The sequence below is a fragment of the Flavobacterium sp. genome (genome assembly GCF_029242675.1).
Taxonomy (GTDB): domain Bacteria; phylum Bacteroidota; class Bacteroidia; order Flavobacteriales; family Flavobacteriaceae; genus Flavobacterium.
Map to the genome: position 1 here is coordinate 1 of NZ_JAQWTM010000226.1, position 15,937 is coordinate 15,937.

The 15,937-nt window shown below is 33.5% G+C and carries 14 protein-coding genes; 5 read left to right on the forward strand and 9 right to left on the reverse strand.

Annotated elements, in window-relative coordinates; genetic code table 11:
* Window positions 1-726, forward strand: a 726-nt coding sequence (locus P8M54_RS08250; protein WP_300287100.1) for an ATP-binding cassette domain-containing protein, incomplete at its 5' end; no start/stop codon positions are given.
* Window positions 727-786: 60 nt separating this feature from the next.
* On the opposite strand, the gene P8M54_RS08255 is transcribed toward P8M54_RS08250, so the two are convergent.
* The 6 genes from P8M54_RS08255 to P8M54_RS08280 all read right to left on the reverse strand — a co-directional run bounded on the left by P8M54_RS08255 (window position 787) and on the right by P8M54_RS08280 (window position 7,635).
* Entirely contained in the window at window positions 787-1,581 is a 795-nt protein-coding gene (locus P8M54_RS08255; RefSeq protein ID WP_300287102.1) for a DUF3575 domain-containing protein, read from the reverse strand.
* Between the two features lie 47 nt (window positions 1,582-1,628).
* Complete coding sequence (locus tag P8M54_RS08260; protein ID WP_300287104.1) at window positions 1,629-1,922, reverse strand: hypothetical protein; 294 nt, start codon at window positions 1,920-1,922, stop codon at window positions 1,629-1,631.
* A gap of 119 nt (window positions 1,923-2,041) precedes the next feature.
* Complete coding sequence (locus P8M54_RS08265) at window positions 2,042-3,511, reverse strand: oligosaccharide flippase family protein (RefSeq protein WP_300287106.1); 1,470 nt, start codon at window positions 3,509-3,511, stop codon at window positions 2,042-2,044.
* A 20-nt stretch (window positions 3,512-3,531) separates the two neighbouring features.
* The gene (locus tag P8M54_RS08270; RefSeq protein ID WP_300287108.1) at window positions 3,532-4,818 is read right to left on the reverse strand and encodes a glycosyltransferase family 4 protein; all 1,287 of its coding nucleotides are present in this window, start codon (window positions 4,816-4,818) and stop codon (window positions 3,532-3,534) included.
* Between the two features lie 53 nt (window positions 4,819-4,871).
* Window positions 4,872-7,304 (reverse strand): YfhO family protein, encoded by a 2,433-nt coding sequence (locus tag P8M54_RS08275; protein WP_300287110.1) that lies wholly within the window; start codon window positions 7,302-7,304, stop codon window positions 4,872-4,874.
* A 46-nt stretch (window positions 7,305-7,350) separates the two neighbouring features.
* A complete protein-coding gene (locus P8M54_RS08280) occupies window positions 7,351-7,635 on the reverse strand; it encodes a DUF4834 family protein (RefSeq protein ID WP_300287112.1) in 285 nt (94 codons plus the stop codon).
* Between the two features lie 130 nt (window positions 7,636-7,765).
* On the opposite strand from P8M54_RS08280, the gene P8M54_RS08285 reads away from it, so the two are divergent.
* Window positions 7,766-8,722, forward strand: coding sequence for a transporter (locus tag P8M54_RS08285; RefSeq protein WP_300287114.1), 957 nt, complete (start codon window positions 7,766-7,768; stop codon window positions 8,720-8,722).
* Between the two features lie 23 nt (window positions 8,723-8,745).
* Window positions 8,746-9,864 carry a GTP cyclohydrolase gene (locus P8M54_RS08290; RefSeq protein ID WP_300287116.1) on the forward strand — a complete coding sequence of 373 codons (1,119 nt, stop codon included), beginning with the start codon at window positions 8,746-8,748 and terminating at the stop codon, window positions 9,862-9,864.
* Window positions 9,865-9,934: 70 nt separating this feature from the next.
* Here P8M54_RS08290 and P8M54_RS08295 read toward each other — a convergent pair whose 3' ends face one another.
* On the reverse strand, window positions 9,935-11,197 hold the full coding sequence (locus tag P8M54_RS08295; protein WP_300287118.1) for a pyridoxal phosphate-dependent aminotransferase family protein: 1,263 nt from the start codon (window positions 11,195-11,197) through the stop codon (window positions 9,935-9,937).
* Between the two features lie 288 nt (window positions 11,198-11,485).
* Here P8M54_RS08295 and P8M54_RS08300 point away from each other — a divergent pair, with 288 nt between their 5' ends.
* A complete protein-coding gene (locus tag P8M54_RS08300) occupies window positions 11,486-12,283 on the forward strand; it encodes an NYN domain-containing protein (RefSeq protein ID WP_300287120.1) in 798 nt (265 codons plus the stop codon).
* Window positions 12,284-12,300: 17 nt separating this feature from the next.
* Here P8M54_RS08300 and P8M54_RS08305 read toward each other — a convergent pair whose 3' ends face one another.
* Together P8M54_RS08305 and P8M54_RS08310 are read right to left on the reverse strand one after the other, a co-directional pair.
* The gene (locus tag P8M54_RS08305) at window positions 12,301-14,301 is read right to left on the reverse strand and encodes a 7TM diverse intracellular signaling domain-containing protein (protein WP_300287122.1); all 2,001 of its coding nucleotides are present in this window, start codon (window positions 14,299-14,301) and stop codon (window positions 12,301-12,303) included.
* 9 nt (window positions 14,302-14,310) lie between these two features.
* Window positions 14,311-14,655 carry a hypothetical protein gene (locus P8M54_RS08310; protein ID WP_300287124.1) on the reverse strand — a complete coding sequence of 115 codons (345 nt, stop codon included), beginning with the start codon at window positions 14,653-14,655 and terminating at the stop codon, window positions 14,311-14,313.
* Window positions 14,656-15,075: 420 nt separating this feature from the next.
* On the opposite strand from P8M54_RS08310, the gene P8M54_RS08315 reads away from it, so the two are divergent.
* Window positions 15,076-15,654, forward strand: coding sequence for a non-canonical purine NTP diphosphatase (locus P8M54_RS08315; protein ID WP_300287125.1), 579 nt, complete (start codon window positions 15,076-15,078; stop codon window positions 15,652-15,654).
* Window positions 15,655-15,937 lie beyond the last annotated feature (283 nt).

The window sequence follows — 15,937 nt, forward strand, 5'->3', positions numbered from 1 at the left end:
ACCTACATCAAAGCCTACGATGATATCAGAGATTTATTTTCGAAAGAGAAACTATCACAAATAAGAGGGTATCAAGCCAAACATTTTTCGTTTAACGTAGATGGTGGACGTTGTGAAACCTGCAAAGGTGAAGGTTCGATCAATGTGGAAATGGTTTTTATGGCCGATGTACAATTACCGTGTGAAACCTGTCATGGCAAACGCTTTAAAAAAGAGGTCCTTGAAGTCACCTTTAACGACAAAAACATCCATGATATTCTAACTATGACTATCGATGATGCAGTAGCGTTTTTTGAGAATAATAAGCAAGCTAAGATTACACAAAAACTAAAGCCATTGCAAGATGTTGGTTTGGGTTACGTTCAATTAGGGCAATCGTCCTCAACGCTCTCTGGTGGAGAAGCACAACGTATCAAATTGGCTTCTTTTCTAGTTAAAGGAGCAACTAAAGATAAAGCTCTTTTTGTATTTGATGAGCCTACAACTGGTTTGCATTTTCATGATATTAAAAAACTCTTGGCTTCCTTTGATGCTTTAATCGAAAAAGGCCATTCTATACTAGTTATAGAACACAACCTAGACTTGATAAAATGTGGTGATTGGATTATTGATCTAGGACCCGAAGGCGGTGAGAACGGTGGTCAATTGCTTGCAGTAGGTACACCTGAAGAAATAGCTAAAAACAAAAAATCCATTACTGGAGTTTATTTAAAAGAAGTTTTATAAATAAAAAAGCAGAAAAATAGTAACTATTTTTCTGCTTTTTTATTTATATCTCTCTTATTTCTAGAATCTGTAACCTAAACTTATTCCACTTCGAACCCCAGCCCATGGACCGCTGATATTAATCGTTGCTCCATTTGCATTCGCCTTAGCGTTAACATCCGATAACGGTAGTTCAATTTTATCTAGCTCTTTTTGTAATTCATTTTGTTCAAAAGCTGTTAACGTTCTTGACGTTACACCCACAAAATTCCCTTGAGATGTACCGTAATGTGCTCCTGCTATCCACCAATCTAAAATAAGGTGTTTCCCTAAATTAAACTGTGCTCCAAATTGAAGTCCAAAAGTATTTGCACTAAGTTTACCACCCATATCAATATTATCTTTTCCACCAATTTGATTTGTGTAAGTAAATCTAACTCCTGTGACATCATACTTTAGATTTCTATAAAAAGGTGCGATATAAAATCCTTTTCCGTACCCCTTTCCTACATAAAATCGTACCTCAGGAGTAATAGCAGTATAACCTAATTCAGTATTATCAAACATTCCTTGTGTATCTGAGCTTCCTGATGTTAAATCACTTAACTGACTTTTATATAGAACAGCACCCTTTGGAATAAAACTATAACCTATAACTACACCTATGCGTTTGGTTAAACTTCTCTCATATTGAAATTGGTAATTATTAAAAATAAGACTCGTTAAGCTAAACTTAATATTGTTTTTTTTTGGTAAATTATTTTCTTTAATTACTACTACAGAATCCTGCTGAGTTGATGTTGAGCCATCTGTTTGAGCGGAAATAACAGAAAAATTAATTAAAATTACTGCTAAGGATAAAATAGCTTTTTTCATAAGAGTGATTTAAAAAAATGTTAGAATTTTATACATGCAAATATAGTTTAAAAACAGTTCTCAACAAAGGTTTTTCCATCTTCATCAATTGCAACTAATATTTTCCTTTTTTTATTTGAGGAATAGTATAAATACGCCCAAACGAACAACCAAAGTCCCAAGGTTATGCAACAAAGTAGCAAATTAAAATTGTGATTGACTTTCCTATTTTCTTTGGATAAAACCGTAAAAGGTAGTTTGTCATTTTTTTCTTCAATAACGAACCCGCTATTTACTTTTGAAGACAAAATAGAAAGATAATTTTCCCAGTCCTCTTCCCTAATAAACTGATCTCTTTTCATAATTGTAATGTTTGCTCCAAAACTAGTTTCAAGTATAACTAAACAAAAATAAAAAGAAAATCAAATCAAGTCAATACCCACATTTAGTGATTAACACAGGTAGGCTTTACTACAGAAGTTTAGTTGCTTAATTTGAATTTCTTTAATAATCCATCTAAGACTTCATTGATTTGTAGCGACAATTTAAACTTAAAGTTCAAATAAACATAAGCAATAGTTACTAATATTGATTTTAAGATAATTGCAATTATGGGATTAAAAGGAAATTGCCAAAAATAAAACAACAAGAACAACCCAAAGGTCAACAACATCGAATAAACGGTTTCTTTGGTAAATGGATACAAGTGCAAGCGTTTCACCACGAACATTAGCTTTGCCAAACTGTATAAGGTAATAGATAATAATGTCGCAAAAGCCGAACCTAGAATACCAAACATTGGTATAAAAATCATATTTAAAATAACGGTTAGAAAAACTAAAACCACACCCAAAAACAACACTGCCCTATAATATTTTGTATTAAAAATAATGGCATTATTATTTCCTAAAATTAAATCAAAATACTTTGACAGACCAATCATAAAAACGACTAAAACTCCTCCTCCATACTCTTTAGGAATCATATCATACAGCTGATTGATATTTACAAAAATACAAAGCATGACAAAACCACCTACGATTTGTAAATTAATCGAAGTCTTTTTATAAAGTTCATTCAATTCCTCTTGTTTGTCTTCGTGCATTAATTTTGCAGTGATGGGATATACTATCTGATGCATCGCTCTGCTTGGAACGGAGATAACTAACGCAATGTAAGTAGCGATAGAATAATAGGCAATATTCTCTATTTTAATGTATTGATTAAGCATAATCTTATCAATATCTAGCAACAAAGTAGCTACACTCCCTGATAAAATAATGAAAAAAGTGTAAACAACTATATCTTTAAAATTATGAGGAAGCCCAAGTTGAAAGTTAGGTCTTTTTAAGTAAAAAGCATACAACATCGTTACAATCAAAGCTACAAAATAAATTGCCGCTGTTACATAAACGAACTGTACGATTGTTATCCAATTGTAATAAATAGCAATCAACGCGAATAATGAAAATGTACGTAATCCAACCTCCTTAATAAAATTACCAAACACGGAATGCATGTGTACACGCGCCCAAGCATAAAATATCTCGAAGTATGCCATACACAATCCTGTAAAAGGAATTAGCCATAAAAAATCTTTAACGATTGGATTTTCTTTCGACAAATAAGCTGCTATTTCATCAAAAAAGAACCAGCCAATCAGCAACAATGGAACCGATAAGACCAGTGGAAAAAAGACGGAGAAAGAGAGAAACCGGTCTTCCTCTTGTTCCGTTTTACACTGTGAATAAAACTTAACCAAGGTGTTTTGCATTCCAAAAGCAAGTAATGGCATAACAATACTAGAAGCCGATAGTATATAATTAGTTAACGCGTAATACGTAGCGCCTAAAAAATAAGGATATAAAAAAATTGTATTGATAGCGCCAATCCCAAAACCAATATAAGTGATTATCGTATTTTTTAAAGACTGATTTAGTACTATACCCATGGTAATTTAGGAATTGATTATTAGTTATTAAGAAGTGCTACTAACTCTCCCGTTAGATTTTTGCGAGAATACTTTTCGACACCTACTCCATGTGCTTGTAAATTTCCCTCTAAATATTGATTGTAATAGTGTGTAATTGTTTGTTTGAGTTTCTCCTTTTGGTTGTATTCAAAAAACACTCCAGTGTTAGTATCCTTAATAATTGACTCAAAATCAGAGTTTTTAGGACCTATGGCAATTATAGGTCGGTTAGAAACCATATATTCAAATAACTTCCCAGGAATAATACTTTTGGTATCCTCAGAATCAATTTCGATCAATAAAAGCACCTGAGATTTACGTTGTTCGGCAATAGCCACACTATGTGAAACGTAACCCATTGTATTGAGGTAAGTAGCTAAAGTCCTTGCGCTAATCGCATCTAATACTTCTTGACTTACCGCTCCTATAAGTTTTAGTTCTAAATCACGTTTAAAACTAGGGATTTCTTCAATTAACTCTGCTAAGCTTTCCCATAGGATTACAGGATTTCGATTCGATAAAAAGGAGCCTATATGTGCCAAACTAAATTTAGTATCCTTAACCTGAGTTGGTACAATTTCAGTATCAAAACCATTTGTAATAACAGTTATAGGTTTTGTAGTCAGCGCTTGGAATTCGGTTTTAGTAGTTTTACTAGTCACTATGATTGCATCTGCTGTATTTAAAACCTGATGCTCTAATTTTTTATGCTTCTTAGCGGCATAAGCCGAAAGTCTTAGTGATTTATGATAACCTATGGTTGTCCAAGGATCACGAAAATCAGCAAACCATTTTAAGTCTAACTTATTTTTTAAACCCAAACCTATTAAATGTAAACTATGAGGCGGACCCGATGTAATGATGGTATCGATATTATTCTCAGTGATATAGTTTTCCAAATACTTTATTGATGGTTTCACCCAAAAACAGCGGGCATCAGGAATAAACAAGTTTCCGCGAATCCATAATAATACCTTATCTAAAAACTGCTGTTTTTTTTGATTGGGAATAATCCCCGAATTCATTTTCTGAGTTTTGTTCTTAGACAAAAATGAAGCCAGTTGATAGGGCTCAAAGATATTTTTTCGCAGTATTATTGCTTTATCTGAAACATCTTTTTCTAAATTTTTATCGATAATTGGATACGTTGGATTTTGGGGAATATAAACCACCGGTTCAATTCCAAAGTCGGGCAAATATTTGACAAACTTAAGCCATCGTTGCACTCCAGGACCACCAGCGGGAGGCCAATAATAAGTAATAATTAAGATTTTTTTATGTTCCAATTTATAATTGTTGGTGGGTTACCGTTATGACTAGACTTATTTAAAAAATATAATTAGTCTATTATCTTGGCGATCTTCTTCTTTTCAAAATAAATACCGGCAACCAACAAGATTAAAATACCTATTCCGCTAGCTATTGTAATACTACTTCCCGTCTGTATTACATCGGGTTCAAATTTGAACTCTATTGTATGCTTTCCTTCGGGAACCATCATCCCTCTTAAGACGTAATCTACAGGAAAGTGGCTAGTCTTTTCGCCATCAATGTAGGCGTTCCATCCTTTTTCATAATAAATTTCAGAAAAAACAGCTAAGCCCTCTTTTTTACTATCTGAACTGTACTTGATGTAGTTAGGCTTATAAACATTCAAAGTAATTGTACCCGTAGTATCTAAATTTCGCTTTAAACGCGCATTTTTAAATTTAGCACCATACAAATGAATATTAAAAATAGCTGCCTTCTTAGTATTGATATTGTTAAGCATCTTCATTTCGTCATCGGCTTTATTGACTAACTTAATATCATTTACAAACCATGCATTTCCATTTGCATCTGGATTAATAACAGGAAATTCTTTGCCTTCTTTATCAGTTTGAATTACATATTTTACATTAAGCATATTCAAGACTTCCAAATTGTTTTTGGCAATTTGGTAATCAAATAACTGCTGTACCCTTCTAGGTTTAGCAGCATGATAGCCACCAATTGATTTATGAAAATAAGAAGCGCGAGCACTCGAAAAATTCCCACTTACTTCGAACACGCGGTAATGTGTAGTGTCTTGTAAAATCATGGCATCAGCAGGCGTTTCTACAAAAGGGACTTGTACCTCTCTTGCACTAACAAAATCCTTGGATGATACATAATTTTTATCCACAAAAAACAAATCAGAAACCATAAACAGTCCCACGAGAATAATAGCTGTATTTTGAGCGATTTTATTTTTTATGAATAACCATAAAACACCTGCAGTTAAGACTATAAAGAAGCCTGAGCGCAATAAATCGGCACTGTACAAGCTCATTCTATCTGCTTTTAAAGCATCTACAAAACCTGGCCCATAACTCTGTACAAAATAACTGTCGTTAGGTCCCTCAAAATCAAAAAGACTCTTGCCAAAGAACAATAATATAATCAATCCTAGAGCAGCTGCAGTAGGTTGCCAAAGGGATTTCCATCGCAGCTCTTTTTCTAATTTAAAAAAGGACTGCAGACCCATTATCGCGAGAACCGGAAAACATAATTCTAATATAACCTGAATAGAGGACACCGCTCTAAACTTATTGTACATGGGAACGTTATCAATAAAAAAGTCTGTTAGAGCTGGAAAATTTTTACCCCAAGATAATAAAAGCGACACTATTGCTCCCGATAGAAATACATATTTTATTTTGCGATCGTCAATAAATAAGCCAATTAAAGCTAAAAAGAAAACAACTGCACCAATGTATGCGGGTGCCGCAACAATAGGTTGATCTCCCCAATAGGTAGGTAAGCCCGATGCAAAATCAGCTGCTTGACCTTCTGGCACGCCTTGCCCTACCATAAAGTCATACATACTACTATCCGTACCTACGGCTTCATGATTAGAGCCCCCAAAAAGTCTAGGAGCAATTAAATTAAAACTTTCTGCCACTCCATAGCTGTACTCTGTAATATAATCACGACTCATAGCGGTACTAGCCGTATTTTTAGATCCATCTGGATTAAAGTTTAGCTCACTTTTACTACGAGTACTAAAGTTAGCATACTCAGCTGTTGCTAATAAATTTGTAGCATTCGCACCAATTGCGAGAATTCCGGCTACCGCTAAGACACCAATTGAGATAAACAAGGACTTAAAGTCTTTCTTCTTAAGTTCGAAATATATAAAATAACTGGACAGAATCAACAAGAAAATCAAAAGATAGTAGGTCATTTGAAAGTGGTTCGCATTGATTTCAAGCGCCGTTGCAAACAAAGTAAGTAAACCGCCTACTACATATCGTTTTCTGAAAACTAGAATAAAACCGGCAATAACCATGGGCATATAGGCAATCGCGTGTGCTTTGGCATTGTGCCCTACTCCTAAAATTATGATGAGATAAGTAGAAAACCCAAAAGCCACTGCGCCAAAAAACGCTTTTAAAGGATCTACTTTTAAGACAAGTAATAATCCATAAAAACCTAAAAAGTATAAAAATAAATAATCCGCTGGACGAGGTAAAAAACGTAAAACATCATCTATCGCGCCAATAAAATCATAAGGGTATTTTGCTCCTAACTGGTACGTTGGCATACCTCCGAAGGCACTGTTGCTCCAGTATGGTTCCAGGTGTTCAGTGGCTCTAAAGTCATTTTGCTCTTTAGCCATTCCCGTATATTGAACAATATCTGATTGAAAAATTTGCTTCCCTTGAAGTACGGGATAGAAATAAATTAGTGAAACTATAATAAAACCAATAAGGGCTAAAATATGCGGATAAAATTTATTTACTATTTTCAATTTAAAACTTTTAATTTAATAAAAAAGGAGATTTTCAGGACCAAAATTAATCTATTTCTTCGTAATCAACATAGTCCCCTACTTTTTTAGTTTCTTTTGGTTTTTTTGCATTGGCTGTGTTGTAGATAATCTCATCTTTCGCAGCTGTCCTTTGCCATGAATTATCCTGAGAGTAGTTTTGTTGTTGCTGTTGGAAATTCTGGCCTGCTTTTTCAACTACTTTTTTAACTAATAGCGGAAGAAATAACTTTGCTAGAAATTTTAAAACATAGTAAAACATGAGACTATAAAAGATAGTTTTTACAAAACCAGTAAATGAAGCCGTTTCCATAAGTAGATATTTTTTAGCAAAATTAAGGAATCAAAGTCGAAAATTAGGAACAAACTTAAAATATGACTCTTAAATAAATGATAAAATATAGTACATTTGAAATACGTTATTATTTTAAACAGCAAAGAATATGTCAAAATCTAAATTATACTCGCTTTTAGTTCTAGTACTGATTTGTAGTTCTAATTATGCTCAGCATACTGATCAAATCAACTCTAACAGACCTGGAGTTACTATGTCAGCCTTTGCAGTAGGAAAATCAGTGATTCAAGTCGAAACAGGTGCCTACGGAATTCATGAAAACCATGTACTACTTGGATACGATGCCAAAGGTTTTGGAGCTGATCTGACACTGAGATATGGCGCATTAATGGAACGGTTGGAAGTTGTAGCCAACTTGCAGTACCAAAATGCTGATTTTAACACACCATTCAGTAGTATTAACAAAGCAGGACTGAAGCAAACCGTTTTAGGAGCGAAATACTTGATTTACGATCCTTTTAAAAATTACGAAAAAAAGATTAATATCTACAGTTGGAAAGCGAATCAAAAATTCAATTGGAGACAACTAGTACCTGCCGTATCGCTATATGCAGGAGCGAATTTCACCATGAAAAACAATCCCTATTCCTTTTCTGCAGATGCTTCGATATCGCCTAAAATAATGCTTATTACTCAAAACCACCTAGGTGATGGTTCTTGGGTTTTTGTAACTAATATTATTGCCGATTATGTCACTACTGACTTCCCAAGTTATGGCTACGCCATTACTTTAACCAAAGGAATAAGTGAAAAATGGTCTGGATTTATTGAAAATCAAGGATATAAAAGCGACTTTTACAGCGATGCTATTTTGCGTGGAGGTGCCGCATTCTTACTAACTAAAGACATGCAAATTGACGCCTCAGTAAGTACTAATTTTAAAGATACTCCAACAATATTTTATGGAGGGCTAGGTTTTTCATGGCGCTATAATGCCAATTATAAGGAAGTTAGAATGAATTTAGACAATAGCGGAAGAAAAAAGTCTAAGTCAGAAAAGAAAGCGGAGAAAAAAGACAAAAAACGCAAGGATGCAATTGAATAACGAGACAAAATATAAAAAAAATAATGATTACTATTAAAGAAGTCCATACCAAAAAGGAACTTACTGAATACATAAAATTTCCTTTTGAACTCTATAAAAACAACGAATTTTGGGTACCACCAATAATTGCAGATGAACTAGAGTCATTTGACAAAACTAAAAACCCCGCTTTTGAAAATGCCGAAGCTTACTTTTATCTCGCTTACAAAAACAATAAAATAGCTGGTCGAATTACCGCTATCATCAATTGGAGCGAGGTTAATGATCAAAAAAAGAGTAAAGTCCGCTTTGGTTGGTTTGATGTAATTAATGACATAGAAGTAACAAAAGCACTACTTGAAAAAGTATATGAGCTAGGTCGCAAAAATAATTTAGAATATGTTGAGGGACCAATGGGTTTTTCTAATTTAGATAAAGTAGGCGTCTTAACCGAAGGTTTTGATCAATTAGGCACGATGATTACTTGGTACAACCATCCGTATTATGCCACTCATTTTGAGAAGTTAGGCTATGTTACTGAGAAAGAATATATCGAGAGTAAGTTTCCGTTCGAAAATGTTAAACTAGATTATTTTGATAAAGCGCAAGAATTAATTAAAAGAAGGTATCAATTAAAAGAATTAAATTTTAAAAAGACGAAAGACGTTTTGCCTTATGTAGACAAAATGTTTGATCTATTTAATGCTTCGTACGCTAGTTTATCGTCTTTTGTTCCTATTACAGATATCCAGAAAGAGTATTTCAAAAAAAAATACATCAGTTTTATAAATCCTGAATACATAAAATTTGTCGAAGATAAAGATCATAATTTAGTAGCTTTTGCTATAGTAATGCCAAGCTTTTCTCGCGCTTTACAAAAAGCAAATGGAAAACTTTTCCCTTTTGGTTTTTACCATCTTTTAAATGCTAGGAAAAACAGTAAAGACGTTACTTTTTATCTTATTGGTGTTCATCCTGATTATCAAAGTAAAGGAGCACATGCTATCATTTTTAAGGAATACCATACGACGTTTACCGAGAAAGGAATTCAAAATTGCATTCGCACACCAGAATTAGCTGATAACCATGCTATACATGCTATCTGGAAGAATTTTGATCCTGTGGTGCATTGCCGCAGAAAAACTTTTAGATTAACACTTTAAATCTAGATACCAAAACAAAAAAAATCCATTTACTTTCGTAAATGGATTTTTTTATGCTTGTATTGGACTATTATGCGTCTAAATCTACTGTAGTTCTAGCAGCAATTTCTTTATAAGTTCCGCCTATTAATTTTTCACGAATAGCTTCAAAAGCGGTTAATGTCTCATCGATATCAGCTAGTGTATGTGATGCTGTAGGAATCATTCTTAGCAAAATGATCCCTTTTGGAATAACCGGATAAACTACTATTGATAAAAATATATTGTAATTTTCTCTTAAATCGTTCACCATGATCATTGCCTCTGGAATTGATCCTTCAAGATAAACAGGTGTTACACAAGTGTTAGTATCCCCAATGTTGAATCCCTTTTCTTTCAATCCACTTTGTAATGCATTTACATTTTCCCAAAGTTTATCTTTTAAGCCTGGATTATCTCGCAACAATTGCAATCTTTTCAGTGCTCCAATTGTTTGAATCATAGGCAATGCCTTAGCAAACATTTGAGAACGCAAATTGTATTTTAAATAATCAATAATGTCTTTATCAGCTGCTAAAAAAGCACCAATACTAGCCATTGACTTTGCAAAAGTCGAAAAGTAAACATCGATTCCGTCTTGACAACCTTGCTCTTCCCCTGCTCCAGCTCCTGTTTTACCTAAGGTTCCAAAACCGTGAGCATCATCAACTAAAAGACGGAAGTTGTACTTTTCCTTCATCGCAACGATCTCAGTTAGCTTACCTTGCTGACCGCGCATTCCAAAAACACCTTCAGTGATAAAAAGTATACCTCCACCTGTTTCCGTAGCCATTTTAGTAGCACGTTGCAGGTTTTTTTCCATACTCTCTAGGTCATTATGCTTGTACGTAAATCGTTTACCCATGTGTAAACGAACACCATCAATGATGCAAGCATGAGCATCCACATCATAAACAATAATATCGTTTTTAGTAACAAGGGCGTCAATACAAGACATGATTCCTTGGTATCCAAAATTCAACAAATAAGCAGATTCTTTTTGTACAAAAGCAGCCAATTCGTTCTCTAATTGCTCGTGATATGTGGTATGCCCACTCATCATACGCGCACCCATCGGATAGGCTGCACCATATTCTAGAGCCGCGTCAGCATCTGCTTTACGAACTTCAGGATGATTAGCTAGGCCCAAATAATCGTTTATACTCCAATTCAAAATATCCTTTCCATGAAACTTCATTCTTGGCCCTAGTTCACCTTCTAATTTAGGGAAAACAAAATAGCCTTCAGCTTGTGAAGCCCATTTTCCTAGTGGTCCTTTATTGTTTTGAATTCTTTCGAATAAATCCTTTACCATAATATCGTTAAGTAATAATTTTAATTTTAAGAAGTTGCAAAAATAATTATTTAAATTTTATAAAAGTAGCTAAATTATATTTATTTTCGAATAGACGACTCTACTTTTTACTAACCCAGTTACACCAACTTTCTTTTTGCTTAGCGAAAGTACAAAATTGCTATTCTACAACATTCTTTAAGCCAAGATAACTGTTTTTTGCCAAACAAAACAATAGTCAATTGAAATAGTCCTAAAACAGAATCGATTAAACTTTGTATCTTTGACTAAATTTACACCAATTATTTTATGTCTCAACTTACTAAAGAACTTAAACTAGCTGTATTAATAGATGCTGACAATGTTCCTTACAGCAATGTAAAAGGAATGATGGAAGAAATAACAAAATTTGGAACACCAACCACCAAACGTATTTACGCAGATTGGACGCGTCCAAATGCCAATGGATGGAAAGGTGTTTTATTAGAGCATGCTATCACCCCTATCCAACAATACAGTTACACTTCAGGCAAAAACTCTTCGGATTCCGCATTAATCATTGATGCTATGGATTTACTGTACACCGGAAAACTAGATGGTTTTTGTATCGTTTCTAGTGATAGTGATTTCACCAGATTAGCAATTAGGTTGAGAGAAGCAGGAATGAAAGTTATCGGTATTGGTGAACAAAAAACACCAAAACCATTTATAAGCGCTTGCGATCGTTTTATATTTATCGAAGTCTTAGATGGTGCAATTAAGAAAAAAGCACCTAAACAAAATAATGACACTAAAAAGCCGGTTGAAAAAACAACAGTAAAAGCAGTTGAAAAACCAGCTCAAAAACCACTTAATAAAATAGATGAGCCTACCATTGAATTAATCGAATCCACCATTGAAGACATTGGAGATGATGATGGATGGGCATTTCTTGGTGATGTTGGAAACTTAATTGTTAAGAAAAAACCCGAATTTGACCCCCGTAATTACGGATTTGTTAAGCTCACGCCGATGCTAAAAACATTAACAGATATCCTAGAGATTGACGAAAGAGAGTCCGACAAAAAGGGGATCAAACATGTATTTGTTCGATTGCGCTTTAGTTAAAGTAAATCCTTTACGGCTTAAAATAAAATTTCTTTTTTAATTGGCTTGGACAAATAATTGTTCATGCCAATTTCTTTGGTTCTCAACTTAGTTCCTTCCATAACATCCGCAGTCACTGCTATGATAGGAATTGTGCTGTATTTACTTCCTACTAAACCATTGCGAATGGCTATGGTTGCTTCATAACCGTCCATGATAGGCATTTGTAAATCCATCAACACTAAATCTATATGATGCTCCTTTAAGGTATTTAAGCCTTCCTGACCATTTAAAGCGTAAAATACTGTAGTGTTCAACCATTTTTTAGTAATCATTTTAATTACCATTTGATTAATCGCATTATCCTCCACTACTAGCAAAGTCTTCCCTCCTAAATCGCATACATCTGGCATATCTAAGTCGACAGGCGCTGCTTTTTTAACCTCAACAGTTTCAAACTCCATATCAATCTTAAAAGTTGTTCCCTTACCAACTTCGCTTTCAACACTAATCCGACCGCCTTGCAACTCCACAAGAGTTTTTACAATAAATAATCCCAAACCTAGCCCGCCAAATTTCCTTGTATTATTAATCGAATTTTGAGAAAAGGAATCAAAAATACTCACTATTTTTTCCTCAGCAATACCCATTCCTGAATCAGAAATAATTAATTGTAAAGCTGCCTTGTTAGCAGTCAACTGCTCACTAGCAATCTTAAACGAAACATAACCTGTCGAAGTAAATTTTATCGCATTATTGATCAAATTATTCACAATTTGAGACAATCTCATTTCATCTCCTACAAACTGCACCAGTATGGCGTTTGGCTTTTCAAATCTAAATTCTAATCCCTTTTCCTTTGCTCTAATCTCAGCACTAATTTCGATCTCCTCTAGTAATTTTAAAGGATCAAACGGAGCTTTATCTAACGTTAACTCATTCTTTTCTATTTTAGAAAAATCAAGAATATCATTTACAGAACTCAGCAAACTTTGAGAAGAATATTTGATAACCTTACAATTGTCCTTGATTTTAACATCCTCTACCTCAGTAGAAATAGAGTCTATTAAATTCATGATGGCATTAAGGGGTGTTCTTAATTCATGGCTAATATTGGATAAAAAATATGATTTTAAATCATTCATTTCTTCCGAACGTATTAAGGCAAGACGGTTGAGTTCATTCTTTTCATTTTTTAAATTCCTAATTAAATTGGACATTGAAAGTGACAAGAAAATAAGTTCTAGTCCCGTACCTATTTTCGAACTATTTTGAGTGGTAAACGTATTTTCGATAAATCCAAGATTGTTCAAAATAAAAACACCAAACCCTACAATCAGGAAAAAAATACCTATAGTAAAGAAAGTATCGATAGGCTTTTTCTTGACATATAAATAGATGATAGAAAAAATAATTAATAATAAAAAAACCAAAACCAACAAATTGACAATCTTATAGCAATAAGGCAAAGCGGCAGGCACTAAAGCTGAAAAAAACAACAAAACTAACAACGATACATAACTCATGTTAAATAACTTGAAGAGGACTTTGCTGTGCTTTTTTATGTTCAAAAAAACTTCGCTGTACTTTCCAGATAAAAAAGCACCTATTATTGCAAAAAACAAAACTGCATGATTAGAAAACCAACCTCCGCCTGGGGTAACGTATTGATAAAAAAAACCATCTAACGCAAATTGCAATAACCCGACAGAAATAACGTATAAGCTATAATATAGAAAAGTGGACTCTTTTAGTGCAAAGAAGAAAAATAAATAAATTATTGCGACTATTGACAATATCCCATAAAAAATACCAAACAGAAATTGTTCCATTGAATTCATTTCAACAAAACCATCTGCAGAGTATAGCACTAGTGGTAATTTGAGTACTTCGCCATCGCTTTTAACATGTAAGACTAATTTTAAATTAGCTTTGGGCTGAATTTTTAAATCAAAAAGACTTCTTCGGTTGGGATGGCTACGGTCTTTATAAGCAATGCCATCTCCACTAATTTCCTTTACAATAGAGCCAGAGTTCACATCTACTATTTAAAGTTCTACAAGATTAGTAATGGGTCTAGCTGTCTCCAGGTAATAATGTAGCTCAGAATTTGTCTCATTAATAATAGTAGTCATAGACCAAAAGTTACTCTCGGTAAAAACCAGATAATCTTTGGTATTCTTAAAATTAATTGCATTGAAGGAATCATAATTTTTTAAAACAAAATTGACATCCATTTCCTGTTCACCTACAGCGGCTAGATAGGTGAAATTTTGAAGTGAGACCGTATTGGGTAATGTATCTTGACGAAAAACATATTGGGAGTATGTACTTGAGCACAATAACATTAAAATAGCGAGACATAATCTACTAGTAGGGGTATTGTTATGCATTTTTATTGAAGTAAATGTTATTCAATTAACTGCGGTTAAAAACAACTATTAGTTTTTAACCCTTTAACTTTTTCTTAAATTGGTAAGGAAATATAGCTTATTTATTTTAAACTTCAATAATTTTAAAATAAATAAAAGTTCTAGTTTACCCTACACCTTTTATAAAGAAGTAAACTATTATGAAAAAAACAGCTAAGCCTTTTGTAATCAATAAGGAATATCAATTCAATTTATTACAAATACATAGGCATTAAACAACTGTAGTTTTTCTTCATTTCAATAAAAACACCGCAATTCATTAGCCGACTCGCCTACCCTAGTTAAATCAAAAGCAAAAAAAAATCGCTAACCTCATCCTTATGAAAAAAAATAGTTTTTAAATAATTTATATCTTTGCTAGTGTAAATTAAAACTCATTACATGCAAATCGTTTTCGCCTCCAACAACAAAAATAAAATTGCCGAAATACAACAATTATTACCTGATACAATTGAATTAATAGGATTAGAAGAAATCGGATGTTTTGAGGATATTCCCGAAACTGCGGATACTATTGAAGGTAACGCCATTTTAAAAGCTAATTATGTATCAGATAAATATGGTTACGATTGCTTTGCCGATGACACAGGACTTGAAATCGACGAGTTAAATGGCGAACCAGGAGTTTATTCCGCTCGTTATGCAGGACCGCAACGTAACGCTGCTGATAATATGGATAAGGTTTTAGAACAGCTACTTTCAAAATCCAACCGAAATGCTGCTTTCAAAACTGTTATTGCACTAAATTACAAGGGCAAGCAGCATCTGTTTACCGGTATTGCCGAAGGAGCTATAACTACGCAAAAATCAGGCACAGGAGGATTTGGATATGACCCTATTTTTAAACCAACCAATTACAATCAAACCTTTGCGGAACTTTCAGCCGAATTGAAAAATAAAATTAGTCATCGAGCTAAAGCAACAAACCAACTCATTCACTATTTAAATGCTGTCAAATAGTTACTAAAAAATACTCATTCTGCATTTATAACTTAAAAAAGATAGCGCTTTTTAACCACTTCATAAAATACAATGCGTTTTACAGTTACACAACTTTCTGATAATCAATTACTAATAAAACATTAATTCTTAAGTTTGCATTAGTTTATATGAATAATTTAGAGTAATTTTGCACCCTATTTTAAAAATACATATGAATAAATTTGAACAATTAGGATTGAGTGAATCGTTACTGAAAGCGATTTTAGATCTAGGATTTGAAAATCCGAGCGAAGTACAGGAG

Coding starts and splice junctions, on each gene's coding strand:
- P8M54_RS08255 (WP_300287102.1), bottom strand. CDS start 1,581: ATGAAAAAAGCTATTTTATCCTTAGCAGTAATTTTAATTAATTTTTCT.
- P8M54_RS08260 (WP_300287104.1), bottom strand. CDS start 1,922: ATGAAAAGAGATCAGTTTATTAGGGAAGAGGACTGGGAAAATTATCTT.
- P8M54_RS08265 (WP_300287106.1), bottom strand. CDS start 3,511: ATGGGTATAGTACTAAATCAGTCTTTAAAAAATACGATAATCACTTAT.
- P8M54_RS08280 (WP_300287112.1), bottom strand. CDS start 7,635: ATGGAAACGGCTTCATTTACTGGTTTTGTAAAAACTATCTTTTATAGT.
- P8M54_RS08285 (WP_300287114.1), top strand. CDS start 7,766: ATGTCAAAATCTAAATTATACTCGCTTTTAGTTCTAGTACTGATTTGT.
- P8M54_RS08290 (WP_300287116.1), top strand. CDS start 8,746: ATGATTACTATTAAAGAAGTCCATACCAAAAAGGAACTTACTGAATAC.
- P8M54_RS08295 (WP_300287118.1), bottom strand. CDS start 11,197: ATGGTAAAGGATTTATTCGAAAGAATTCAAAACAATAAAGGACCACTA.
- P8M54_RS08300 (WP_300287120.1), top strand. CDS start 11,486: ATGTCTCAACTTACTAAAGAACTTAAACTAGCTGTATTAATAGATGCT.
- P8M54_RS08310 (WP_300287124.1), bottom strand. CDS start 14,655: ATGCATAACAATACCCCTACTAGTAGATTATGTCTCGCTATTTTAATG.
- P8M54_RS08315 (WP_300287125.1), top strand. CDS start 15,076: ATGCAAATCGTTTTCGCCTCCAACAACAAAAATAAAATTGCCGAAATA.